The sequence below is a fragment of the Azospirillum cavernae genome (genome assembly GCF_003590795.1).
Lineage (GTDB): Bacteria > Pseudomonadota > Alphaproteobacteria > Azospirillales > Azospirillaceae > Azospirillum > Azospirillum cavernae.
The window spans coordinates 738,386-760,265 of record NZ_QYUL01000002.1 but is presented as its reverse complement, the minus strand read 5'-3'; the positions used below and the strand labels follow the sequence as shown (position 1 = coordinate 760,265).

The following is a 21,880-nucleotide window of genomic DNA, read 5'->3' as shown; positions in this document are numbered from 1 at the left end:
AACAGGTTGGACGGCGTTGGGCGAAGCGCGTCAACGCCGTCCGAATTTAGGCAGGTCCGACCGCCGAATCAACGTGCGGGGCGCAAGCTTCCTCACGCGTCGGCGACAAAGGCGCTGTATTGGGCGGCGATGGCGGTTACGGCGGCGTCATACAGGCGCTTGCCATCCTCCGGGCTGGCCAGACCGGGGGCCGAGCCGATGCGCCCGTCGGGGTAGCGGCGGCGGAAATCGCGGGCGTCGTGGAAACCACCGGCGGGGGCCTGTTCCGGCTCCATCGCCACGCGCTTGATCGCCTCGGGGTACGCGTATTGCGTCAAGGAGACCTCGCTGGGGGTGGCGTGCGAGCCTTCCTTGCCGTGGTAGAACTCGCGCGACAGGCGGCCAATCTCCGGGCTTTCCCACCAATTGACCAGGGTGCAGCGCAGATCCGGAGCGGCGCGGCCCTTCAAGGCGCGCTGTTCGGCGTAAACCTCGTAAAAAGCGGCGCGGATCGACGGGATGTTGCCGCCATGGCCGTTGATGAAGAAGAAACGCTCAAAGCCGTGTTCGGCCAGCGAACTGACGTAATCGCGGATCACGGCGATCAAGGTGGACGGCTTCAACGTCATGGAGCCGGGGAATTCCATGTGATGAACCGCCATGCCGACTGGAATCGTCGGGCCGACCAAGGCGCCGGTGGCGTCGCCGACTCCGCGCGCCAGGACCTCGGCGCAAATGGCGTCGGTGCCGACCAGACCGTTCGGCCCGTGCTGCTCGGTCGAACCGATGGGCATGATGACGCCCTTGGACGTCGTCAGATAGGATTCGACCTCGATCCAGGTGCTGAGATGCAGTTGCACGGTTGTCTCTTCCCGCCGGGGTGATTGGTCCCACCAACATAGGACGGCGGGTTTGCTCGACCAACCCCGCTCGGCGTGGGGGGCGCCATGCGGCGGACGCTTACGCCGGGCGATGGACCTTGCGATGGAGGCCATTCCAGGGCCGCAACGCCAAATCGGCGATCCAGCCCCCGGCCAGCAGGGCGGCGACGAACAGCAGCGCCGACAGGCCGTCGTTGCCCAGCAGAACCAGCGCCGGGCCGGGACACACCCCGGCCAACCCCCAGCCCAACCCGAACAGGGCGGAGCCGCCGATCAACCGGGCGTCGATCCGTTTGGTGTCGGGCAGGCTGATCGTCTCGCCCAACAGGGCGACCGGCTGGCGGCGGGCGAGGGCGAAGGCGGGGGCGGCGACGGCGATGGCCCCGATCATGACGAAGGCCAGGGTTGGATCCCAGGCACCTGCGACGTCGAGAAAGGCCAGAACCCGCGCCGGATCGGTCATCCCGGCGACGATCAACCCGATCCCAAAGAGAAAGCCGAAAAGCCCGGCGGTGAGGCTGCGCATCGTCAGTCTCCTACAAAAGATGGCGGATGACGAAGACCGTCGCGGCGGCGACGGCCATGAAGACCAGCGTGGCGGCCAGCGAACGCGGCGACAGATTGGCGATGCCGCAAACGCCGTGTCCGCTGGTGCAGCCCGACCCGATCCGCGTGCCGATCCCGACGATCAACCCGGCGGCGATCAACAGCGACGCCGGGTGCAGCGCGAATGCCTCCGGGGTCGGAATCCCCCACAGCCGCGCGGCCAGCCCGGCGAGGATCAGGCCGCCGACAAAGGCCCATTGCCAAGACGCGCCGCCCGGACGGACGGCGCGGGCCAGAATGCCGCTGATTCCGGCGACCCGCCCATTCACCAACAGCATCCCCGCCGCCGCCGCGCCAATCAGCGCGCCGCCGATCAAAGCCTCGATTGGACCCGCCATCGCGTCACCTCGTTTTTCGCCAAGCGCCGGGCGCTTCATCCACGCCCCATCTATTGCATAATTTTTTTCTAATGTAATCCGCTTTGTCGAGCGGGCAAGCCGGGCGAGTTGGAAAACGCCATCTTTGGTGATCGTCAACGCCGGGATCATCGCGGAACGGGATTGACCGGACAGGTTTTCTCCCGCCATACACTGGCGTGCAATCAGCCTCCGCAACGAGGGTCCGCTCTTGGTCGCTCGCATCAACACCGTCGCGTTTCAGGGCATTGAGGTGCTGGGCATCGACGTGCAGGTCCAAATGTCGGGCGGCATCGTCGCCTTCACCGTGGTCGGCTTGCCCGGGGGTGAAATGGCCCGCCACGTAGCCTTGGGCGAATGCCGCCCGATTTACGCGACGTCAAGGGTACCGAAACCGCCAAACGCGCGGTAGAAGTCGCTGCCGCCGAGTCGCGCAATCCGCTGATGATCGGGGCCATTTCGGAAGTGAGGCGCTTATGCGTTTGTTAAGGGGAAGATGGCTGAAAAGATCAACCGCCGTCGTCAGCGCCATCTTAGTCTTGCTTCTGCTGTTGGTCGGCGTCTACGCCTACGGTGGTTTGTACGGTATCAATGTCCTGTTGCGACGAGGCGGCAGTTACTGGGTGTCCGTCACCGAAGACGATCCTCGCTTGTCCGCTTCCATGCGGCTTGCCTTGCAAGCCAAGACCCTCACCGTTACAGCCGGTGATTTCAAGTGGCGTGAAATCCGCCCTGGCTTCGACGTTGCTGAATTGCCGGTATTGGCTGAAGGCGTTTCGGTTGACCATCTGCTTCTGGCGCGCGTTGAGCCGAGCCGCTTCCGCTTCATTGTCCGCAATGCTCCAACCGCAGACCGGGAGTTGACCGACTGGATGGACATGCTTGGCGCCGTCGCGGTCATCAATGGCAGCTATTATTCGCGTCGGGGGCTTCCAGATACGCCGTTCATAAGCGATGGCCTCGCGCTCGGTCCGCAAGACTATGACGCGCGCCATGGCGCGTTCGTGTCCATGTCCGGCAAGGCGACAATTGAAGATTTGGCAGGGAAAACATGGCGCGATGTGCTGCGCGACGCCGATGACGCCATGGTCTCTTATCCAATTCTGATCGACGCCGAGGGGCGAAGCCGCGTTAATGGCGACAGCCGTTGGCTGGCCAATCGGAGCTTCATCGCGCTTGATCGTTCGGGTCGCATCATTCTTGGGACGACGAAAGACGCATTCTTTTCCTTGGAGCGTTTGGCCAGTTTCCTCAAAAATGCGCCTTTGGACCTGACGATGGCTCTCAATCTTGACGGTGGGCCAGTTGCGTGCCAGGGCATTGCGCTGGACGATTTCCGCAGGGACTTCTGCGGTGAATGGGAGTTGGCCGTACGCGACGAACAACTCAAGCTTCTTACCGGCGGATTCGGTCGTCGGCGATGGGCTTTGCCGATCATTCTCGCGGTACTCCCAAAATAATCGCCAACAAGGCTGACAAGACGATGGTCGCTCGCATCAACACCGTCGCGTTTCAGGGCATTGAGGTGCTGGGCATCGACGTGCAGGTCCAAATGTCGGGCGGCATCGTCGCCTTCACCGTGGTCGGCCTGCCCGACAAGGCGGTGGGGGAAAGCCGGGAACGGGTGCGCGCCTCGCTGCACGCGCTGGGGTTGGCGCTGCCCGCCAAGCGCATCACCGTCAACCTCGCCCCCGCCGACGTGTTGAAAGAGGGCAGCCATTTCGATCTGCCCATCGCGCTGGCGCTGCTGACCGTCATGGGTGTGCTGCCCGACGCCGAAATGGCCCGCTACGTCGCCTTGGGCGAATTGGCTTTGGATGGGGCGTTGACCCCGGTGGCGGGGGTGCTGCCCGCCGCCATCGACGCGCTGGCCCACGACCGGGGCTTGATCTGCCCGGCGGCCTGCGGCGGCGAAGCGGCGTGGGCGGGGCCGGGGCTGGACGTGCTGGCGCCCGCCAATCTTTTGGCGCTCATCAACCATTTCAAGGGCAGCCAAGTGCTGACCCCGCCCAAGCCGCGCCTGCAAGAGGCGGGGCCGCCGCCGCTCGACCTGCGCGACGTCAAGGGCAACGAAACCGCCAAGCGCGCCTTGGAGGTCGCTGCCGCCGGGTCGCACAATCTGCTGATGATCGGCCCGCCCGGATCGGGCAAGTCGATGCTGGCCGCCCGCTTGCCCGGCCTGCTGCCGCCGCTTGACCCGGCGGAGGCGCTGGAGGTGTCGATGATCCACAGCGTCGGCGGGCTGTTGGAGGACGGCAAGCTGTTGCGTCAACGCCCCTACCGCGCGCCGCACCAGTCGGCCAGCCTGCCGGCCCTGGTCGGCGGCGGCACGCGGGCCAAGCCGGGGGAAATCTCCTTGGCCCATCAGGGCGTGTTGTTTTTGGACGAGCTGCCGGAGTTTCCCCGTCCGTTGCTGGAGGCGTTGCGCCAGCCGCTGGAAACCGGCAAGTCGGTGGTCAGCCGGGCCAACCACCACGTCACCTATCCGGCGCGGGTCCAGTTGATCGCGGCGATGAATCCCTGCCGCTGCGGCTATCTGGACGACGCCTCGCTCGCCTGCGCCCGCGCGCCGAAATGCGCCGCCGACTATCAGTCGAAGATCAGCGGCCCCTTGTTCGACCGGATTGATTTGCACATCGACGTGCCCGCCGTCAGCCCCGCCGATCTCAGCCTGCCGCCCCCCGCCGAGGGCAGCGCCGAGGTGGCGGCCCGCGTCGCCGTCGCCCGCGCCATCCAGACGGAGCGTTTCGCCGCGCTCACCGGGGCGGGGTTCTCCCGGTCGGCGGGCGTCCCAGTCGTTCGCACCAACGCCGAAGCCGACGGCGAGTTGCTGGAAAAAATCGCCGCCCCCGACGCCGCCGGGCGCAGCCTGCTGACCGAGGCGGCGGAGCGGATGAAGCTGTCGGCGCGCGGCTATCACCGGGTGATGCGGGTGGCGCGCACGCTCGCCGATCTGGACGGGCTGGACGGCGTCCGCCGCCGCCACATCGCCGAGGCGCTCAGCTACCGGCGGATCGCGCCGGGGCGGTGAGCGCGTCGGTCAGCGAAACGGTCAGCGAAGACTTGCGGCCTGGGCGATGGCGGCCTCGATGGCTTTCCGCGCCTGCGGGCTGTTTTTCCAACAGGAGCTGCCCAGCGCGGCGGCGGCGGCGCTGCACACGGCGGCGGCGTTTTGCTGGGCCAGTGTGGCGAAGCTGTCGATGCCGAGCTGTTCCAGCCGCTCGATGACCTTCGGGCCGACTCCCTTGACCCGCAACAAGGCGTCACGTTCCTCGTTTGAAAAGGGCATGGCGGGATCCTGTCACGGCCCGTCGAACTGCGGCGGCTTGGCCGCGCCGGGGCAGGCGTTGGCGGGCAGGGTTTCGTTGTCGACGAAGGCGACGGCGGCGGTCATCGCGCAATCCTCGCTCGCGGTGACGATGTGTCCGGCGCTGCGGAAGACGAGGTGACGGCTTTTCGGCAGGGTGGAGGCGGCGCGCTCGCCCCAGTCCGGCGGCGTCACCGGGTCATAGGCGCCCGACAGCAGCAGGACCGGAACCGGGCTGGCGACCGGCAGACGTTCGGACGGCTCTTGCTGCCCGGCGGGCCACAGACGGCACACGCGCTGGCCCGGATCGTCGGCGACGACGGAGCCATAGGGGGAATAGCGGCGGGCGCTTTCCGCCTGCTTGATCGGGTCGGCGGGATTGACCGTCTCGCGGCATTCGATGGAAAAGGCCAGACCGTCGGCGGTGTCGGGGTCGCCCAACCAACTGGTCGGCGCCCATTCCGCCACCGCGTCGTACCGGCCACGGGCGGCGCGGTCGAGCATCGCCGGGACGCTGGCCAACGCCTCGCCGGTGGACATGGCTTCCAACCCGGCGGCGATCACCGCCGCGCCGGTCAGCCGCAAGGCGCGCCGCGACTCGAATTCCCCGACCACCAGATCGACCGGGTTTTGGTCCAGCCGCTCGACCATGGCGAGGAAGCGCTTTTCCAGATCGGGATAGGCGGCGCGGCAGGCGCGGTTGGTCGCGCAATCGTCGAACAGCCGCCGGAAGGCGCGCTGGGCCAGCCAGGGCGCCTCTTCTTGCGCGTTGACGTCGGGCGGGTAGACCGAATCCAGCACGGCGCTGCGCACCCGCCCGCCCGCCCGGCGCAAAATCTCCAGCGCCACGCGGGTGCCGTAGGACACGGCGAACAGATTGACCCGCTGCGCCCCCAGCGCGGTCGCCACGTCCAGCGCGTCGTCGGCGGAGATGGGGGTGGAGAACAGGGCGCCGCTCAACCCGGTGGCCTTGAAGCGGTTGGCGCAGGTGGTGACGGCGGCGCGTTCCGCCGCCGCCCGCTGTTCGCGGGTGACGGGGCGGGCGCGCGGCGAGGCGTCGACGCTGTCCAGCTCTGGGCAATCGGTGTCGGGGGCGGCCCGACCAACCCCGCGCGGGTCGAACAGGATGAGGTTGCGCGACCGGCGGAAGGGGGCGGACAGTTCCCACCACACCTCCATCCTCTCTTCCGTCGCCTCGCCGCTGCCGAAGGGGGAGGCGCCGGGGCCGCCCTCCAGAAACAGGACCGGATCGGCGGCGGGCTGGCGGGCGGTGCTCAGCAGCACGGCCACGGGCAGACGGAAGCTGCCGGATCCGGCGCGGTCGCGCCGCTCTGGCACGGCGACGGTGCCGCACAGCGCGGCCTCGCCATCCGGCACGGTGAACCAGCAGGGGCCAGGGGTGAAGCGCGGCTCCGCCCGCAGCGGCGGCGACCAAGCCAACGCGGCCAGGCCGACGACGACTCCAAAAGCGGCGGCGGCCACGCGCGCCGCCGGACCCAATCGAGCGATTGACGACCGCCGGAGCGGCGCGGAGGTGGCGCGGACAGGCACGGTGACGGTCTCGCTGGCGGGAAGGGGTGGGGCCAAGCCCCCGAAACGGCTGCGGATTGTTTGACCGAGCCGCCGCCGCTTGTCCAGATGTGCCGGATCGTCACGTTCCGCGCAGCAAAACGCCGCCGCAGCGATGCGAAATTGCCACAGTCGCGCCCGCCGCCGCGCGGCTATTCCTGCCAAAGACGGCGGAGAACCCGCAGGGAGCCGCTGGGGCTTTCCCCCAAGGCGCGCGACAGGGCGGCGGGGCTGGCGTAACCGACCTCCGCCGCCACGCGCTTCAGCGATTGACCGGCGGCGATGCCGGTTCGCGCCAGTTGCAGCCGCCATTCGCGCAGATAATCGCCGGGCGTGGTTCCGACGACGCTGCGGAAGGTCTCGGCGAAAGCGCTGCGCGACATGCCCGCCTCGTCGGCCATCCGCTCCAACGTCCAGGATCCGGCGGGGTTGGCGTGCAGCCCGGCCAGAACGCGCGACAGCGCCGGGTGCGCCATCCCGGCCAACAGGCCGACGTCGCTCTCTCCGGTTTCCATCAAGCGGCGCAGCAGGTGGATGACCACCACCTCGGCCAGCCGGTCCAACGCCACCTGACGCCCGCTGCCATGCCCCATCGCCTCGCCGAACAGCAGGCCGAGCGAGCCGCTGAGCATGTCCGACGGGTCGAGCGGCAGGGCGATCATCGCGGGCAGGGCGCTTTCCAACGGGTTGCCTGGCCCGCCCAGATCAATCTCGGCGCAAACCAGATCGGCGCCCTCGTCGCCGACGACGAAGCGGTGATCCTCCGGGCGGGGCAGGAACAGGGCGGTTGGGCGGTCCAGCGACAGCCGCGCCGCTCCTGGGCCATGCACCTCCAAGTGTCCGGATCGGAACAGATGCAGATGCCCGGCCCCGCCCGCCGGGAAATCGACGCGCTGGCACAGCACCCCGGTGTGGAACACCCGCGCGGTCAAGCGGACCCGGCTGAAGACGGCGGCCAATTGATCGGAGGCGCTGATCGCGAGCGTGGTCATTTGGACGATCTGCAATTTCATCAGGACGATTTGTATCGAAGGGTACGGCACTCTCCGTCCTGTGTCGAGCGGCTCCCCGCTCTCCCCCCACCGCAGACCCTGCGATCTTGCACCAAGGATTTTCCCGATGCCGCGCATTCTTCCGCTGGACCGCAACGCTCCCCCGGCCTCCGTCGCCCCGCAATTCGCCGCCGTCAAGGGCAAGCTGGGCATGGTGCCGAATCTGGTCGCCACGCTGGGCCAGTCGCCGGTCGCGCTCAACGCCTATCTCGGTCTGGCCGAGACCGTCGGCGCGGGTCTGCTCTCCGCGCCGGACCGTGAGCGCGTCGCGCTGGCGGTCGCCGAGGTCAACGCCTGCGACTATTGCCTCGCCGCTCACAGCCTGATCGGCAAGGGCGCTGGTCTGACCCCGGATGAGATCGACGCCGCCCGCAAGGGCGAGGCCGCCGATCCGCGTGGTCTGGCGCTGGTCCGGCTGTCCCGCGCCATCGTCGCCGATCACGGCAAGCTGTCGGACGCCGACCTGCACGCCGCCCGCGCCGGGGGCCTGAACGACGGCGAGATTCTGGAGGTTCTGGCGAACGTCGTCCTGAACATCCTGACCAACTACGCCAACCACATCGCCGAAACGACCATCGATTTCCCGGCGGCCCGCCCGCTGTCGGCCTGATCGCCGCCGCTGCGATCCCCGCAAGAAAGACTCACATCATGCCCGTGACCACTCTGTCCGTTTTGCGCCACGCCGCGCTGGTTGGTTTGACCGTCGCCGGTCTGGCGGTCGCCGTCGCGCCGTCGCCCAGCTTCGCCTATGACCCGGCCTCGACCGCGACGATCAACATCGACAAGAACACGCTGATCCTGCGCGGTTACGACGCCGTCGCCTATCAGACCCAGAACAAGGCGATGAAGGGGATGGCTCAATATTCGGCCAGCCACAACGGCGCGACCTATCAGTTCGTCTCGGCGGCCAACCGCGATCTGTTCAAGGCCAACCCGGCGAAATACGAACCGGCCTATGGCGGCTTCTGCGCCATGGGCGTGGCCCTGGAAAAGAAGCTGGACGGCGACCCCGAACTGTTCCGGGTGGTGGACGGCAAGCTGTTCCTGAACGTCAACGCCGATGTTCAAAAGGCGTGGAGCCGCGACGTTCCCGGCAACATCGCCAAGGCCGAAACCAATTGGCCCGACATCAAGGCCAAGGCCCCGAAGGATCTGAACTGAGGCGATCAACGGTCGGCGGCGGGCGGGCGTTGATCCCGCCTGCCCCGGCCTTGTTTCCAAAGACCCGAGCGTCTTTCGATTGAAAGGGATCCATCATGAATCGTCGCGATTTCCAACTGGCGCTGGCGGTGTCGATCGCCAGCACGCTCGCCCTCGCCGCGCTGCCGTCGCAGGCGGGAACCAACAGCGGCAAAGAAAAATGCTACGGCGTCTCGCTGGCCGGTCAGAATGATTGCGCCACGCCGGGCACAAGCTGCGCCGGAACCTCGAAGGTCGATTACCAGGGCGACGCCTGGAAGCTGACGCCGAAAGGGAGCTGCACCAGCATCACCACGCCCTTTGGGCCGGGATCGCTGGATCCCGTGAAGCGTCCCACCTGACTCAGACGCCAGCCAGGGGACTCGTCATGACCGCTCTCACCGGCCTGACCCACGCCGCCGCAAGGCTCGCGCGGATTCCCGACGCGGCGCTGCTGCTGGCGGCCCGTCTGTTTCCGGCGGCGCTGTTCTGGCAATCGGGCCGCACCAAGATGGCGGGGTGGCGGCTGTCGGACAACGCCCTGTTCCTGTTTGAAGACGAGTATCGCTTGCCGCTGATCGACCCGGCCGTCGCCGCGCATCTGGCGGCGTTGGCCGAACATCTGTTTCCCCTGCTGCTGGTGGCCGGTTTCGCCACCCGCCTGTCGGCGTTGGCGCTGCTGACGATGACCGCCGTCATCCAACTGTTCGTCTATCCGGCGGCTTGGCCGACTCACGGCGTGTGGGCGACCTGCTTTCTGTTGCTGATCGCGCGCGGGGCCGGTTCCTGGTCGTTGGACGCGGCGCTGGCCCGTCGGTTCGGCGGACGCTGAACCTTCCGGTTTGGCTCCGCCGCGTTCTGAAACACACACCCGTCACAAAATCGTCTGGAAAACACGGCGGATGGCGGATCGCTGCTTGACGCAACACATCCGCCTGCGGAATTATTTCGTGAGCAGGAGGCGACCGATCCGGTCGTCTCCCCCGCTCATGAAAGGAGCATCATCATGCCGACCCTGTGGACGGCCTTGCGGAGTCGCTGGCTCGATTCCGACGGCGGCGCCGGGATGGATCGTTTGGTTGGATTTGACCGTCTGAACGACCATCTGCGGCGCGACATCGGGCTGCCCCGCGAAGACCAGCGGTTCCAGACCCCCACGCCGATCCGCGACCGCAGCCTGACCGACGCGCGGAGCTTTTTGGCGTTGCAAGCGCAGCGCTGAGCGGCGATACCCGATCCGCCGACGCCGCTTGCGCGCCGGCCCTCACATCAACCCTCAATTCTGTTCAACCCTTGGAGAACCACGATGAAAACCGTCGTACCCGCCACTTGGACTTGCCGAACCGCCGGTCCGGCCAATCACGCCGCAACGCCAAATCGCCAATATCACGCCGCCCCCGAACCTTTGAGCGAACGCGACTTTCGGACATCGAGAGGATCCTATGAGTGTTTTTCTGGGCTTTTGCGGCCATCGTCTCTTCGTTGAACACGCCCTTTGGGCATCGCCGACCGGGTCGTTCGACCTGCGGCGGGAAAACGGGGAAGTCATCCTATGGCTTGGACGTTTGAACGTCATCTACACACCGGCCCGTTGGGGACCACCGTCGCGCTCCGCGTAGCGCTGGACATGGCGGGGGCGATCTGATGCCGAACCGTGTTCGTCATGACGAGGTCGCCACCGTCGTCCAGGTGCTTGAGGCGTTCCGCAAGCTCGACCCCGACCTGCCGATTCAATACGCGTTGAGTTTCATGACCATCGCGCAGAGCGACGGCATTTCCATCGGCGAGCTGGCGGAACGTTTGGCCATCGCCCAATCCTCGGCCTCGCGCAACGTCGCCGCGCTCAGCCGCTGGCACAGCTTCGGCAAGGCCGGGCTGGATCTGGTCCAGGCGCAGGAAGACCCGCGCGAACGCCGCCGCAAGATCGTGACGCTGACCGACCAGGGTCGCGCCTTTCTGGCGGAACTGCGCGCCATCGTGAACCCGCCGGACAACCGCCGGGCCGTCGCCGTCAAATCCGCTTGATGGCCGTATAGTTTTAAGCGGTGGGGACCAGCGCCCGCCGCAGCATCGTCGCCAGCGTGCGCACGGCCAACTCCTGACGCTCCAAACCCATGCCGCGCCGCCCCGGAACCGCCTGCGCCTGTCCGGGCAGCAAGGGCATGTGGAAAAAGCCCATCGGCACGTCCAGGTTGGCGCGGTCGATGGCGTGGCGGGCGCGGTAGAACAGGTGGTTGCCGAGAAAGCCCCCGGCAAAATCGCTGAAGGTCACGGGAACCCCGGCCATCGCCAATTCCCGCATCACGCGCGGCAGCGGCAGGGTGGAGCCGTAGGCGGTCGGCCCGTCGGCGAGGATGGGCTGGTCGAGGCGGATGCTTCCCGCCGCGTCGGCCTGTTCGCTTTCGTCGCGGTTCCAGGCCAGCCGCTCGATCTGGACGCTGTCGCTGCGCGCCGACGCGGCGAAACACAGGGCGGCCAGCGGGCGATGCTCGTTCAACAGGGCGACGAAGGCGTCGCCGCAGGCGTCATAGACGGGGGGCAACAGGGCGGCGGCCACCCCCGGCTCCCCGGCCAGCCGGTCCATCAGGATGGCGGTCGGATCGACCGCGTCATCGTTCATGGGCTGGAAGCCGGTGAGCAGGATCGGGGGCGTCATCGCGCGGGTCTTTCCCCTTATGGCCGCAGCAGGCCGATGATGTCCTTGACGTCGTTCAGGTTCTTTTCCGCGATGGCGGCGGCGCGCTCGCCGCCCTGGCGCAGCAGCCGGTCGATTTCGCCCTTGTCGGACAGAAGCTCTTTCATCCGGGTGGTCATCGGCGCCAGCTTGGCGACCGACAGATCGACCAGCGCCGCCTTGAAGCCGGAGAACTGGGCGCCGGCGAATTGGGCCAGCGTCTGTTCGCGGGTCTGGCTGGACAGCGCCGAATAGATGGTGACGAGGTTGTCGGCCTCGGGCCGGGTTTCCAGTTCGGTCACGGTTTCGGGCAGGGGTTCCGGGTCGGTCTTGGCCTTGCGGATCTTCTGGGCGATGGTGTCGGCGTCGTCGGTCATGTTGATGCGCGAATATTCGGATTCGTCCGACTTCGACATCTTCTTTTTGCCGTCGCGCAGGCTCATCACGCGGGTGGCTTCGCCCAGGATCTGCGGCTCGGGCTGCGGGAAAAAATCGGTCTCATAGCGGCGGTTGAAGGCCCCGGCGATGTCGCGGGCCAGCTCCAGATGCTGCTTCTGGTCCTCGCCGACCGGCACATGGGTCGCCTTGTACAGCAGGATGTCTGCGGCCATCAGGGTGGGGTAGGCGTACAGGCCCAGATTGGCCATGTCCTTTTGCTTGCCCGCCTTTTCCTTGAACTGGGTCATCCGGTTCAGCCAGCCGAGCGGCGTGTGGCAGGACAGGATCCAGCCCAGCTCGGCGTGCGCCGAGACATAGGATTGGTTGAACAGGATGTTCTTGTCCGGGTCGATGCCGGCGGCGATGTAGGCCGCCGTGACCTCGCGGATGTTGTTGCGCAGAACCTCGGGGTCCTGGTCGATGGTCAGGGCGTGCAGATCGACGACGCAGAAAATGCATTCGTAGCTGTTCTGCAACTCCACCCAATTGCGCAGCGCCCCCAGATAGTTGCCGAGGTGAAGCTGCCGGGTCGGCTGCATGCCGGAGAAAATGCGGTTCACGGGTGGTCTCGCTCGAAAACTCTGGGAGGCCGACGTTATCGCCCTCTGCGGTCCGGTGGTCAAGGCGCGGCGCGAAAATGGGGGCGGTTCGCGGGTGTGACGGCGCAGGATTTGGCAACCGGGGGATGCGTTGTTTCGGTTGTGCAGCACACCGTCGTGTGCTACCGCCAATCCGTGTGGTCGGGAGGGGGCGGACTGGCCGCCCCCGCCACACGAAGAAGGAATCGGGGATGAAAGAGATCCTCACCCTTCTGGTCCTGATCCTGGAAGTCATCAAGCGTCTGCTTGACCTTCTCGGCTAAGGACCGGACCGGGGGGACGGTGGTGACAGCCACCGTCCCCTTGATCCCGAAGATAAGACGACGCCCGCTTGACCGCAAGAGGGGGACGCCGCCAAACGCACGAAAAGATTGCAGAGACCCAGACGTCAGGCCGCCGCGCGGCGGCGTTCGATGGCGTCCCACAGCAGGGATTCCAACTGAACGCCATCCAGGCGGTTGATCTCCTGGATGCCGGTGGGGGAGGTGACGTTGATCTCCGTCATGTAATCGCCGATCACGTCGATGCCGACGAAGACCAACCCCTTTTCACGCAAGACCGGGCCGATGGCGGCGCACATGGCGCGCTCGCGCTCGGTCAGTTCGGTTTTCTTGGCGCTGCCCCCGGCGTGGAAGTTGGCGCGCGCCTCGCCAGCCTGCGGCATGCGGCTGACCGCGCCCGCCGGTTCGCCGTCAATCAGGATGATGCGCTTGTCGCCCTGGCGGATTTCCGGCAGGTAGCGTTGGACGATCACCGGCTCGCGGTACAACTGCGTGAACATCTCCAGCAGGGAGCCGAGATTTTCGTCATCCGCCTTCAGGTGGAAGACCCCGGCCCCGCCGTTGCCGAACAGCGGCTTGACGATGATGTCCTTGTGCTCGGCCCGGAAATCCAGGATCGCCTGCTTGTCGCTGGTGATGAGCGTCGGCGGCATCAGATCGGGGAAGCGGGTGATGAACAGCTTTTCCGGGGCGTTGCGGACCTCCGCCGGGTCGTTCAGCACCAGAACCTTGGGCTGCACATGCTCCAGCAGATGGGTCGAGGTGATGTAGGCCATGTCGAAGGGCGGATCCTGGCGCAGCAGGATGACGTCCAGCGTGGACAGGTCGGTCATCACCGGCTCGCCCAGCGTGTAATGCGCGCCGCGCTGGCGGGCGACGGTCAGTTCGCGGACGCGGGCGGTCAGGCGGTTGCCGGTCAGGATCAGGTCGCGCGGGTGGTAGTGGTACAGGCGATGGCCGCGCTTTTGCGCCTCAAGCGCCATCATGAAGCTGGAATCGGTGTCGATGTTGATCGACTCGATGGGATCCATCTGGAACGCAACGGCAAGGCTCATGGCGACGTCTCCGGCCTTCAAACGGCCCTAGGGATTGCTTGGTCGGTTGGTTCGGGTGTTCGGCGCGAAAGACCTGTTCAGTTCAAACGCTTTTTCAAGGTCTGGATCAGCGAGGCGGTTTGGTGACGCTGGTGCTCGTCGCCGCTCAGCGCCATGAAGGTTTCCAGCGCGGTGATGGCGTCGGCCAGCTTGCCGGTGTGGGCTTCCAGCAGGCCGGTTTCCCGCCACAGGGCCGGTTCATGCGGGGCGAACAGGCGCATGCCCTCCAGAATCTCCAGCGCCTTGGGGATGTCGTGGGCCGACAGGTGGCGCAGCTTGATGTTGTTTTGCAGGCGCAGCAGCACGTCGCGGTTGGCCACCGGCTGGTAATGGTCGGGCGACAGCTCGGCGGCGCTGCCCGCCGTGGCCTTCAGCAGGTCGCGCAGATCGACGACGCTGCGGACCTGCCCCTCGTTGAACGGGTCGATGATGGCGCGGGCCGATCCCAGATCGACGCGGACCAGGAAATGGCCGGGAAAATTCAGCCCGACGATGGACCAGCCCTGCGAGCGCGCCGCGTGCATGTAAAGGATGCCCAGCGCCACCGGCAGGCCGCGCCGCCGGTCGATCACCCGCATCATGTTGGCGTTTTGCAGATCATCGTAGGTGTCGTGATCGCCGGAATAGCCGTGGCGCTCGCCAATCACCTGATGCAGCAGGGCGATGCGGGCCTCCAGGCTGTCGGCCTCCCGAAAGGCGTCGTCAACCCGTTCGGCCAGATCGGCGACGATGGCCTGGATGTGGCGGCGGTAGCCGGTGAGGTCGGCGGTGGACACGTCCAGCGCCGCGAGCGCCAGGGCGGCTTCGGCCAGATTGATGGCGTCGTCGGGTTGGTCGCCGATCTGGCGCAGGATCTCGCGGGCTTCGGCGTGGCTGGTCAAAGGCCTGTCCTTCTGTCCTTCCAAGGGGGAGGGGGCTGTCTCTGTCCCGTGGTCAGAGTCGCCACGCGTCGATCAGGTGGCGGGGCCAGGACCAAGGCGTAACGAGCATCACGTCGAAGCGCAAGACATAGCCCGCATATTGCGGGTTGGCCGCCAGATAGACATGCGCGGCGCGGGCCAACCGACCGCGCTGGCGGGCGTTGACCGCCTCGTTGGCGGAATCCCAGTCGCGGCGCGCCTTCACCTCGACCATGGCGATGGTCTGGCCGCGCCGGGCCACGATGTCGATTTCGCCCAGCGGCGTGCGCAGCCGGTTGGCGAGAATGCGGTAGCCCTTCAGGCGCAAGGCCCAGCGGCAAAGGCCCTCGGCGAAGCGCCCGAAACTCTCGGCGTGTCGGCGCATCGCATCGGGGTCAGACATGGCCTTTTCCCTCGTCCCGCGCCAGCTCCAGGGCGCGGGCGTAGACGGCGCGTTTGGGTTGGCCGGTGCGGGCGGCGACGTCCGCCGCCGCGTCGCGCACCGACAGCCGGGTCAGCGTTTCGCGCAGCAGGCTGTCCACGTCGGCTTCGCTGGGGGTGGCCTCTTCGCCGGGCGGGCCGATGACCAGAACCACCTCGCCCTTGGGCGGACCGGCCTCGGCGTAATGGGCGGCCAGTTCGGGCAGAGTGCCGCGCCGCACCTCTTCGTAGAATTTGGTCAGTTCGCGGGCGACGGCGGCCTCGCGCGGCCCCAGAATCTCGGCCAGATCGGCCAGCGATTCCGGCAGGCGCTGCGGCGATTCAAAGAAGACCAGGGTGGCGGGAACGCCCTTCAACTCGCCAGCGGTGGCCCGGCGCGCGCTGCTCTTGTTCGGCAGGAACCCGGCGAACAGGAAGCGGTCGGTCGGCAGGCCGGACAGCACCAGCGCCACCAGCGGGGCCGAGGCGCCGGGCAGGGTCGTGACGGCCACCCCCGCCGCGACGCATTCGCGCACCAGCTTGTAGCCAGGGTCGGAAACCAGCGGCGTTCCCGCGTCGGTGACGAGCGCGATGGAGTCGCCCGCCTTCATCCGCTCGATCAAAATCGGGCGCATTTTGGCGGCGTTGTGCTCGTGGTAGGAGACGAAGGGCGTGTGAATGCCGTGCATCCCCATCAGCTTCGCCGTCACGCGGGTGTCTTCGCAGGCGATGGCTGTGGCGCGGGTCAGGGTGTCGAGGGCGCGCAGGGTGATGTCGGCGGCGTTCCCGATGGGGGTCGCCACGACATACAGACCGGGCGCGAGTTTACTTACGGACTCCGTGCCGCTACCTTGGCCTTCGGTTTGAGCCGTAGCGGATGTGGAGACAATCGGTGGCACGCTTGGCAACAGCTTTCTCACTGGGTCTGAAACGTCACGGCGTGGCGGCCTTGCTGATCGCCGGCGGTTTGTCGGCGTGCTCGACTGTAACGGCCCCGCCGCCCGTGGCACAAGGGCCGCAACCGGGCGCCACCTCGGCGTCGGCGTCGGGATCGTCCGCCGACGCGTCGGAAACGGTCAAGGTGGCGCTGCTGTTGCCGTTGACCGGGCCAAGCGCCGGCATTGGTCAGTCAATGCTCGACGCGGCGCAGCTCGCTTTGTTCGACATGGCGGGCGACCGTTTCGAGCTGTTGCCCCGCGACACCAAGGGCAGCCCCGCCGGAGCCGCCGAGGCGGCGCGACAGGCGCTGGCCGAAGGCGCGCGCCTCATCCTCGGCCCGCTCTTCGCGGCGGAGGTCGCGGCGGTCAAGCCGGTGGCGCAGAACGCCGGGGTTGACGTGCTGGCCTTCACCAACGATTGGACCCAGGCCGGAAACGGCGCCTTCGTGATGGGCTTCGTTCCCGCCGATCAGGTTGGGCGGGTCGCGGGCTTCGCCAAATCGCGCGGCGTCAGCCGTTTCGTCGTGCTGGCTCCGCGCACCCCCTATGGTGACGCCGTGGTCAGCGCCATGCAGGGCGCGACCGAGCGGTTGGGGGCGGTGGCGCAGGTCGAGCGCTACGACGCCGCCGTCACCGATCTGTCGGGTCCGGCCAAGCAGGTGGCGCAGGGCGTGGGTCAGCCGCAAGCGGTTCTGTTGGCCGAGGGCGGCAACCGCGCCCAAGGGCTGGCCGCCGCGCTGGCGGCGAACGGCGTGTCGCCGCAGCAGGTCAAATTCCTCGGCACCGGCCTGTGGGACGACGCGCAGCAGGGAACGGCGGCGCTGGGCCAGGAACCGGCGCTGGTCGGCGGCTGGTACGCCGCCCCGACGCCGCAGGCGCGCGCCGCCTTCGAGTCGAAATTCGAGCAGACCTATGGCCGCAAGCCGCCGCGCATCGCCACGCTGGCCTATGACGCGACGTCGGTCGCCGCCGTGCTGAGCCGCGCGGGCGGGGCGATGGACCGCAAGGCGATGACCAACCCGAGTGGGTTCGAGGGGCTGGACGGTCTGTTCCGCCTGCGCGCCAATGGTTTGGTGGAGCGTGGCTTGGCGGTTTTGGAGGTCGCGCCCACCGGCGCCCGCGTGGTGGACGCGGCCCCGCCGAGTTTTGACGTTCTGGGGCAGTGAGGGGCGGGTTTCTCACAATCTCGCCGCCGCAACCTTTTCCCCCTCCCTAACCCTCCCCCGCTTTGCGGGAGAGGGAACTCTGCAGAACCCCGACAAAACAGAACCCTGACAAAGCTCCGGCCCCCTCTCCCGCAACGCGGGGGAGGGATGGGGAGGGGGCCGCGACGCCGACGCTTTACCGCCGGGCCAGCGACGCCAATTGAAACAGCACCCGCGCGCAGATGGTTTCGTCGGGCATGTGGGTCTTTTTGCAATCGGCCTCGGCGTCCACCAGCCGTTCCAGCGCCTGACGGACGAGGTTGGGCGACCAGCGGCGGGTCTGGGCGATCAGGCGGGATTTCAGCTTGAAAAACACCGGCGGGCGGATCGACTCGACGGCGGCCTCGGCGGATTTGCCCGCCGCAATCTGGCCGCCGATCAGATGCAGCCGCTGGAAATGCCGCTGCGCCCCGCGCAAAATCGGCACCGGCGAGGTTCCTTCGGCGAACAGCCGGGCCAGCGAGCGGTCGAGCGTGGTGAAGTCGCCCTCCGCCGCCGCCCAAATGGGTTCGTCCATCGACAGGGCGGCGCTGTCGCCGACGCAGGCCTGGACGTCCTCCAGCCGGACACGCTTGGCCTCGCCGATGTAGATCGCCAGCTTTTCGACCTCGCCGCGCGCCACCATGCGGTCGCCGACCAGATGGGCGCTGAGAAATTCCAGTGCGTCGGGGTCGGCGCTCAGGCCATGGCCGTGCAGCAGGTCGGCGATGACCCGGCCCAGCGAGGCTTCATCCTCGACGTAACAGGGAATGGCGACGCCGCCCTCGGCCCCCTCGAACAGCAGGCGCAGTTTGGACCGGGCGCCGAGATCGCTCGACTCGACGACGATGAGACTGTCGCCGAGGGGCAACGGATCGAAAAAGGCGGCGAAGGCGGCGGTGGCGTTGTCTTCGGCCTCGCGCACCCGGATCAGGCGGCGCCCGCCGGTGAAAGACAGGGCGGCGGCCTCGTCCACCAGCCGGGCCGGATCGTCGGCAAGCGCCCGCCCGGTGAATTCAGCGACGCGGAAGGGATCGGACAGATCGGCGACGATCTTGCGGCCCAATTGCTGGGCGCGGTCACGCACCAGCCCGCCATCGGGGCCATAAAGCAACACAGCCCGGACCTTGGGGTCCGGGTTGCGCAGAAAACCATCAATCGCCCTGGCTTGCAGCTTCACAAACGGGGTCCTTGTGCCGAGATTTTCGGCGCTTCCGACCGGCCGCGCAGGCGGACGCGCTTACGGTTGACGGCCAAGATGCATGGCGATGCGGGTGGTGATGTCGTTCGAGATGTCCAGCAACGCCCGATCATAGGCGTTTTCGACCGTCAACACGCCCGCGTAATGCTGCTCAAGAACATTGTAGCTGATGATCGTCCGGGAGTTGGATTTGAACACCACCGCGCCGTTGGTGGTGTCGATCAGCCGGTAGGGCGCCATCACGTTGAGCTGGGCGCGCACCGCCGAGGCGTCTTTCTGCAAGGCCAGCTTTTGTTCGCTGGCGGTCAGGGAAATCTCCAGACGGTAGCGTGTGCTGCTGGGCCGACTCGACGGATAGAAACGGTCGATCAGCAGGTTGCGCAGCTTTTGCCCTTCCCGGTCGGCGATTGGGCCGATGTCGACCTCGCTCAGCTTTTCCGTCGCCCCCGCCCCATAGCTCTTGTCGCCGTACAGCGGCTGGAAACCACAGGCGGACAGGAGGACAAGGGCAAAAGCCAGCAGCCCGCCCTTGAGGGCGGGCGCCAAGGCGCGGCGGAAAGCGCTGAGGTCAGACGACGACATTGATCACCCGGTTCGGGACGACGATGACTTTGCGGACGGGCTTGCCCTCCAACGCACGTTGCACGTTGGCGTCCGCCAGAGCAACCTGTTCGGCGGCGTCCTTGGCCATGTCGCGCGGCAGCTCCAGCGTGGCGCGCAGCTTGCCGTTGACCTGAACGGCCATGGTGACGCTGTCTTCCACCACCAAAGCGGGGTCGGCCTCGGGCCAAGGTTGATCGGTCAGCAGGCCGCTGTGACCCAGCTCGATCCACAGCTCTTCGGCCAGATGCGGCATCATCGGGCCGATCAGGCGGACGACCGACTCGAAGCCCTCGCGCAGCGCCCAGGCTTCGCCCTCGCCGCTGCCGTCCAACTCGCCAAGGGTGTTGGACAGTTCACGAACGCGGGCGACCGCCTTGTTGAAGCGGAACTTGTCGAGATCCTCCGACATTCCGGCGATAGTCTTATGGACCAGGCGGCGGGCGGCTTCGGCCTTGGGGCTGAAGGCGGCGGGCTTGGGCGATCCGGCGGCGGGCAGGGCGACCGGCGTCTCGGTCATCATCCGCCACAGGCGGTTGATGTAACGCCACGCCCCGTCAATGCCGGATTCGGTCCATTCCAGATCGCGTTCCGGCGGGCTGTCGGACAGCATGAACAGGCGGGCGGCGTCGGCGCCGTAGGTGCCGATGATGTGCGCCGGGTCCACCACGTTCTTCTTGGACTTCGACATCTTTTCGACGCGGCCAACATTGACCGGGGCCTTGCTGTCAGCGCGGACCCACTGGCCCGCGTCGTCCTTTTCCAGATCGGTCGGGGCGAGCCAGGCGCCGCTGTCGGCGTCCTTGTAGGTCTCGTGGTTGACCATGCCCTGGGTGAACAGGCCGGTGAACGGCTCGTCCAGGTTCAGATAACCACAAGTCTTCAGGGCGCGGGTCCAGAAGCGCGAATAGAGCAGATGGAGGACCGCGTGCTCGATGCCGCCGATGTACTGGTCAACGCCCAGCCAGTAATCCACCGACTCGCGGGTGAAGGCGGTCGAGTCTTCCTTGGGCGAGCAGAAGCGGGCGAAATACCACGACGACTCGATGAAGGTGTCGAAGGTGTCGGTTTCGCGCAGCGCCGGTTTGCCGCAGTCGGGGCAGGTCGTGTGCTTCCAACTCGGGTGATGGGCCAGCGGGTTGCCCGGCTTGTCGAAGGTCACGTCTTCGGGCAGCACGACCGGCAACTGGTCGGCGGGAACCGGGACGATGCCGCAAGAGTCGCAATGGATGACCGGGATCGGGCAACCCCAATAGCGCTGGCGCGACACGCCCCAGTCGCGCAGACGGTACTGGGTGGTGCGTTCGCCTTGCCCCGCCTCTTCCAGCTTTTTGCCGACCTCCTGCTTGCCCGACTCGGTGTCGAGTCCGTCAAGGAAGCGCGAGTTGCGCAGCAGGCCGGGGCCGGTGTAGGCCTCGGTCCCCACCGTGAAGGTCGCCGGATCGGCGTCGGCGGGAACGACCACCGGCAGCACCGGCAGGCAGTATTTGCGGGCGAAGTCCAGATCGCGCTGGTCATGGGCCGGGCAGGCGAAGATCGCGCCCGTGCCGTACTCCATCAGCACGAAGTTGGCGACGTAAACCGGCAGCTCCAAGCCCGAGTCGAAGGGATGAACGACCTTCAGGCCGGTGTCGAAACCGCGTTTTTCCGCCGTTTCGATGGCTTCCTCGCTGGTGCCCAGCCGGTTGCATTCGGCGATGAATTCGGCGAGTTCCGGGTTTGACGCGGCCAATTCGGCGGCCAGCGGGTGATTCGGCGAAATCGCGGCGAAGGAGGCGCCGAACAGCGTGTCGGGCCGTGTGGTGAACACCTCCAGCGTGTCGGCGCGGTCCTTCAGCGCGAAGCGGAAGCGCACGCCGGTCGATTTGCCGATCCAGTTTTCCTGCATGATGCGGACGCGCTCGGGCCAGCGGTCCAGCGTTTCCAGGCCCTTCAGCAGATCCTCGGCGAAGGCGGTGATTTTCAGGAACCATTGGGACAGCTTGCGCTTTTCGACCAGCGCGCCGGTGCGCCAGCCGCGCCCGTCGATCACCTGTTCGTTGGCCAGCACGGTGTTGTCCACCGGATCCCAATTGACCCAGCTTTCCTTGCGGTAGGCGAGGCCCGCCTTCAGGAAATCCAGGAACATTTTCTGCTCGTGGCGGTAATACTCCACGTCGCAGGTGGCGATCTCGCGGTCCCAGTCGATGGACAGGCCCATCGTCTTCAACTGGCTGCGCATGGTCGCGATGTTCTCGCGGGTCCAGGTCGCCGGGTGGGTCTTCTTCTCAAGCGCGGCGTTTTCGGCGGGCAGGCCGAAGGCGTCCCATCCCATCGGGTGCAGGACGTTGAAGCCCTTGGCCCGTTTGAAACGGGCGATCACGTCGCCGATGGTGTAGTTGCGGACATGGCCCATGTGGATGCGCCCCGACGGATAGGGGAACATCTCCAACACATAGTATTTCGGACGGGACGCGTCCTCACGCGCGGTGAAGCAGCCTTGGCTCTCCCACGCGTTCTGCCACTTCGCTTCGGTTTCCTTGACATTGTAACGCGACATGAGGAGGACGCCGTTTCCCGTTGAATCGATCAGCTTTGCGGAGACAGAAGTGGGGGGCGTGCCGGTCACGCCCCGCCGGTCCCA

26 protein-coding genes are annotated in these 21,880 nt (G+C 66.9%); 11 read left to right on the top strand and 15 right to left on the bottom strand.

Annotated features, from left to right (window positions below; genetic code table 11):
- Window positions 1-92 precede the first annotated feature (92 nt).
- The 3 genes from D3877_RS14805 to D3877_RS14795 all read right to left on the bottom strand — a co-directional run bounded on the left by D3877_RS14805 (window position 93) and on the right by D3877_RS14795 (window position 1,804).
- Complete coding sequence (locus D3877_RS14805) at window positions 93-839, bottom strand: creatininase family protein (RefSeq protein ID WP_119831521.1); 747 nt, start codon at window positions 837-839, stop codon at window positions 93-95.
- A gap of 100 nt (window positions 840-939) precedes the next feature.
- A complete protein-coding gene (locus tag D3877_RS14800) occupies window positions 940-1,386 on the bottom strand; it encodes a DUF6691 family protein (RefSeq protein WP_119831520.1) in 447 nt (148 codons plus the stop codon).
- A gap of 10 nt (window positions 1,387-1,396) precedes the next feature.
- Window positions 1,397-1,804 (bottom strand): YeeE/YedE family protein, encoded by a 408-nt coding sequence (locus tag D3877_RS14795; protein ID WP_119832462.1) that lies wholly within the window; start codon window positions 1,802-1,804, stop codon window positions 1,397-1,399.
- Window positions 1,805-2,033: 229 nt separating this feature from the next.
- On the opposite strand from D3877_RS14795, the gene D3877_RS31045 reads away from it, so the two are divergent.
- Genes D3877_RS31045 through D3877_RS14775 form a run of 4 tightly spaced genes read left to right on the top strand, consistent with a single transcriptional unit; the run spans window position 2,034 to window position 4,853 of the window.
- The gene (locus D3877_RS31045; protein ID WP_119831519.1) at window positions 2,034-2,234 is read left to right on the top strand and encodes a hypothetical protein; all 201 of its coding nucleotides are present in this window, start codon (window positions 2,034-2,036) and stop codon (window positions 2,232-2,234) included.
- Window positions 2,180-2,311 carry an ATP-binding protein gene (locus D3877_RS14785; protein WP_119831518.1) on the top strand — a complete coding sequence of 44 codons (132 nt, stop codon included), beginning with the start codon at window positions 2,180-2,182 and terminating at the stop codon, window positions 2,309-2,311. Before D3877_RS31045 ends, D3877_RS14785 begins: the two co-directional genes overlap by 55 nt.
- Window positions 2,312-2,361: 50 nt before the next feature.
- The gene (locus tag D3877_RS14780) at window positions 2,362-3,282 is read left to right on the top strand and encodes a phosphodiester glycosidase family protein (protein ID WP_158599924.1); all 921 of its coding nucleotides are present in this window, start codon (window positions 2,362-2,364) and stop codon (window positions 3,280-3,282) included.
- Between the two features lie 23 nt (window positions 3,283-3,305).
- On the top strand, window positions 3,306-4,853 hold the full coding sequence (locus D3877_RS14775; protein ID WP_119831516.1) for a YifB family Mg chelatase-like AAA ATPase: 1,548 nt from the start codon (window positions 3,306-3,308) through the stop codon (window positions 4,851-4,853).
- Between the two features lie 21 nt (window positions 4,854-4,874).
- Here the strand turns inward: D3877_RS14775 and D3877_RS14770 are convergent, their stop codons facing one another.
- The 3 genes from D3877_RS14770 to D3877_RS14760 all read right to left on the bottom strand — a co-directional run bounded on the left by D3877_RS14770 (window position 4,875) and on the right by D3877_RS14760 (window position 7,690).
- Window positions 4,875-5,111 carry a DUF4332 domain-containing protein gene (locus D3877_RS14770; RefSeq protein WP_119831515.1) on the bottom strand — a complete coding sequence of 79 codons (237 nt, stop codon included), beginning with the start codon at window positions 5,109-5,111 and terminating at the stop codon, window positions 4,875-4,877.
- Between the two features lie 12 nt (window positions 5,112-5,123).
- Window positions 5,124-6,611, bottom strand: a complete 1,488-nt coding sequence (locus D3877_RS14765) for an alpha/beta hydrolase (protein WP_199720866.1) — start codon at window positions 6,609-6,611, stop codon at window positions 5,124-5,126.
- A gap of 239 nt (window positions 6,612-6,850) precedes the next feature.
- Window positions 6,851-7,690 carry an AraC family transcriptional regulator gene (locus D3877_RS14760; RefSeq protein WP_119832461.1) on the bottom strand — a complete coding sequence of 280 codons (840 nt, stop codon included), beginning with the start codon at window positions 7,688-7,690 and terminating at the stop codon, window positions 6,851-6,853.
- Window positions 7,691-7,817: 127 nt separating this feature from the next.
- Here D3877_RS14760 and D3877_RS14755 point away from each other — a divergent pair, with 127 nt between their 5' ends.
- From D3877_RS14755 to D3877_RS14730, 6 genes are all read left to right on the top strand, one after another.
- Window positions 7,818-8,360 carry a carboxymuconolactone decarboxylase family protein gene (locus D3877_RS14755; RefSeq protein WP_119831513.1) on the top strand — a complete coding sequence of 181 codons (543 nt, stop codon included), beginning with the start codon at window positions 7,818-7,820 and terminating at the stop codon, window positions 8,358-8,360.
- 38 nt (window positions 8,361-8,398) lie between these two features.
- Complete coding sequence (locus D3877_RS14750; RefSeq protein WP_199720812.1) at window positions 8,399-8,911, top strand: YHS domain-containing (seleno)protein; 513 nt, start codon at window positions 8,399-8,401, stop codon at window positions 8,909-8,911.
- A 95-nt stretch (window positions 8,912-9,006) separates the two neighbouring features.
- Window positions 9,007-9,291 carry a BufA1 family periplasmic bufferin-type metallophore gene (locus tag D3877_RS14745; protein ID WP_119831512.1) on the top strand — a complete coding sequence of 95 codons (285 nt, stop codon included), beginning with the start codon at window positions 9,007-9,009 and terminating at the stop codon, window positions 9,289-9,291.
- A 26-nt stretch (window positions 9,292-9,317) separates the two neighbouring features.
- A complete protein-coding gene (locus D3877_RS14740) occupies window positions 9,318-9,761 on the top strand; it encodes a DoxX family protein (protein WP_119831511.1) in 444 nt (147 codons plus the stop codon).
- 174 nt (window positions 9,762-9,935) lie between these two features.
- Window positions 9,936-10,151, top strand: a complete 216-nt coding sequence (locus tag D3877_RS14735) for a hypothetical protein (protein ID WP_119831510.1) — start codon at window positions 9,936-9,938, stop codon at window positions 10,149-10,151.
- 422 nt (window positions 10,152-10,573) lie between these two features.
- Window positions 10,574-10,954 (top strand): MarR family winged helix-turn-helix transcriptional regulator, encoded by a 381-nt coding sequence (locus tag D3877_RS14730; protein ID WP_119831509.1) that lies wholly within the window; start codon window positions 10,574-10,576, stop codon window positions 10,952-10,954.
- A gap of 13 nt (window positions 10,955-10,967) precedes the next feature.
- On the opposite strand, the gene D3877_RS14725 is transcribed toward D3877_RS14730, so the two are convergent.
- The 6 genes from D3877_RS14725 to rsmI form a co-directional block, all read right to left on the bottom strand.
- On the bottom strand, window positions 10,968-11,585 hold the full coding sequence (locus tag D3877_RS14725; RefSeq protein ID WP_119831508.1) for a pyroglutamyl-peptidase I: 618 nt from the start codon (window positions 11,583-11,585) through the stop codon (window positions 10,968-10,970).
- Window positions 11,586-11,602: 17 nt separating this feature from the next.
- Window positions 11,603-12,601, bottom strand: a complete 999-nt coding sequence (trpS, locus tag D3877_RS14720) for a tryptophan--tRNA ligase (protein WP_119831507.1) — start codon at window positions 12,599-12,601, stop codon at window positions 11,603-11,605.
- Window positions 12,602-13,028: 427 nt separating this feature from the next.
- The gene (gshB, locus tag D3877_RS14715; RefSeq protein ID WP_119832459.1) at window positions 13,029-13,976 is read right to left on the bottom strand and encodes a glutathione synthase; all 948 of its coding nucleotides are present in this window, start codon (window positions 13,974-13,976) and stop codon (window positions 13,029-13,031) included.
- Window positions 13,977-14,053: 77 nt separating this feature from the next.
- Window positions 14,054-14,896: a SirB1 family protein gene (locus tag D3877_RS14710; protein ID WP_119831506.1), complete on the bottom strand. Its 843-nt coding sequence runs from the start codon at window positions 14,894-14,896 to the stop codon at window positions 14,054-14,056.
- A gap of 52 nt (window positions 14,897-14,948) precedes the next feature.
- The gene (locus tag D3877_RS14705) at window positions 14,949-15,317 is read right to left on the bottom strand and encodes a YraN family protein (RefSeq protein ID WP_119831505.1); all 369 of its coding nucleotides are present in this window, start codon (window positions 15,315-15,317) and stop codon (window positions 14,949-14,951) included.
- Complete coding sequence (rsmI, locus tag D3877_RS14700; protein WP_199720853.1) at window positions 15,310-16,146, bottom strand: 16S rRNA (cytidine(1402)-2'-O)-methyltransferase; 837 nt, start codon at window positions 16,144-16,146, stop codon at window positions 15,310-15,312. The genes D3877_RS14705 and rsmI overlap by 8 nt, the downstream gene beginning before the upstream one ends.
- Window positions 16,147-16,274: 128 nt before the next feature.
- Here rsmI and D3877_RS14695 point away from each other — a divergent pair, with 128 nt between their 5' ends.
- The gene (locus tag D3877_RS14695; protein WP_238474895.1) at window positions 16,275-17,438 is read left to right on the top strand and encodes a penicillin-binding protein activator; all 1,164 of its coding nucleotides are present in this window, start codon (window positions 16,275-16,277) and stop codon (window positions 17,436-17,438) included.
- Window positions 17,439-17,613: 175 nt separating this feature from the next.
- On the opposite strand, the gene holA is transcribed toward D3877_RS14695, so the two are convergent.
- The 3 genes from holA to leuS are packed head-to-tail and all read right to left on the bottom strand — an operon-like array spanning window position 17,614 to window position 21,796.
- The gene (gene holA / locus D3877_RS14690; protein ID WP_119831503.1) at window positions 17,614-18,636 is read right to left on the bottom strand and encodes a DNA polymerase III subunit delta; all 1,023 of its coding nucleotides are present in this window, start codon (window positions 18,634-18,636) and stop codon (window positions 17,614-17,616) included.
- Between the two features lie 60 nt (window positions 18,637-18,696).
- Complete coding sequence (gene lptE / locus D3877_RS14685; RefSeq protein ID WP_119831502.1) at window positions 18,697-19,239, bottom strand: LPS assembly lipoprotein LptE; 543 nt, start codon at window positions 19,237-19,239, stop codon at window positions 18,697-18,699.
- Window positions 19,226-21,796, bottom strand: a complete 2,571-nt coding sequence (leuS, locus tag D3877_RS14680; protein WP_119831501.1) for a leucine--tRNA ligase — start codon at window positions 21,794-21,796, stop codon at window positions 19,226-19,228. Before leuS ends, lptE begins: the two co-directional genes overlap by 14 nt.
- Window positions 21,797-21,880: the final 84 nt, after the last annotated feature.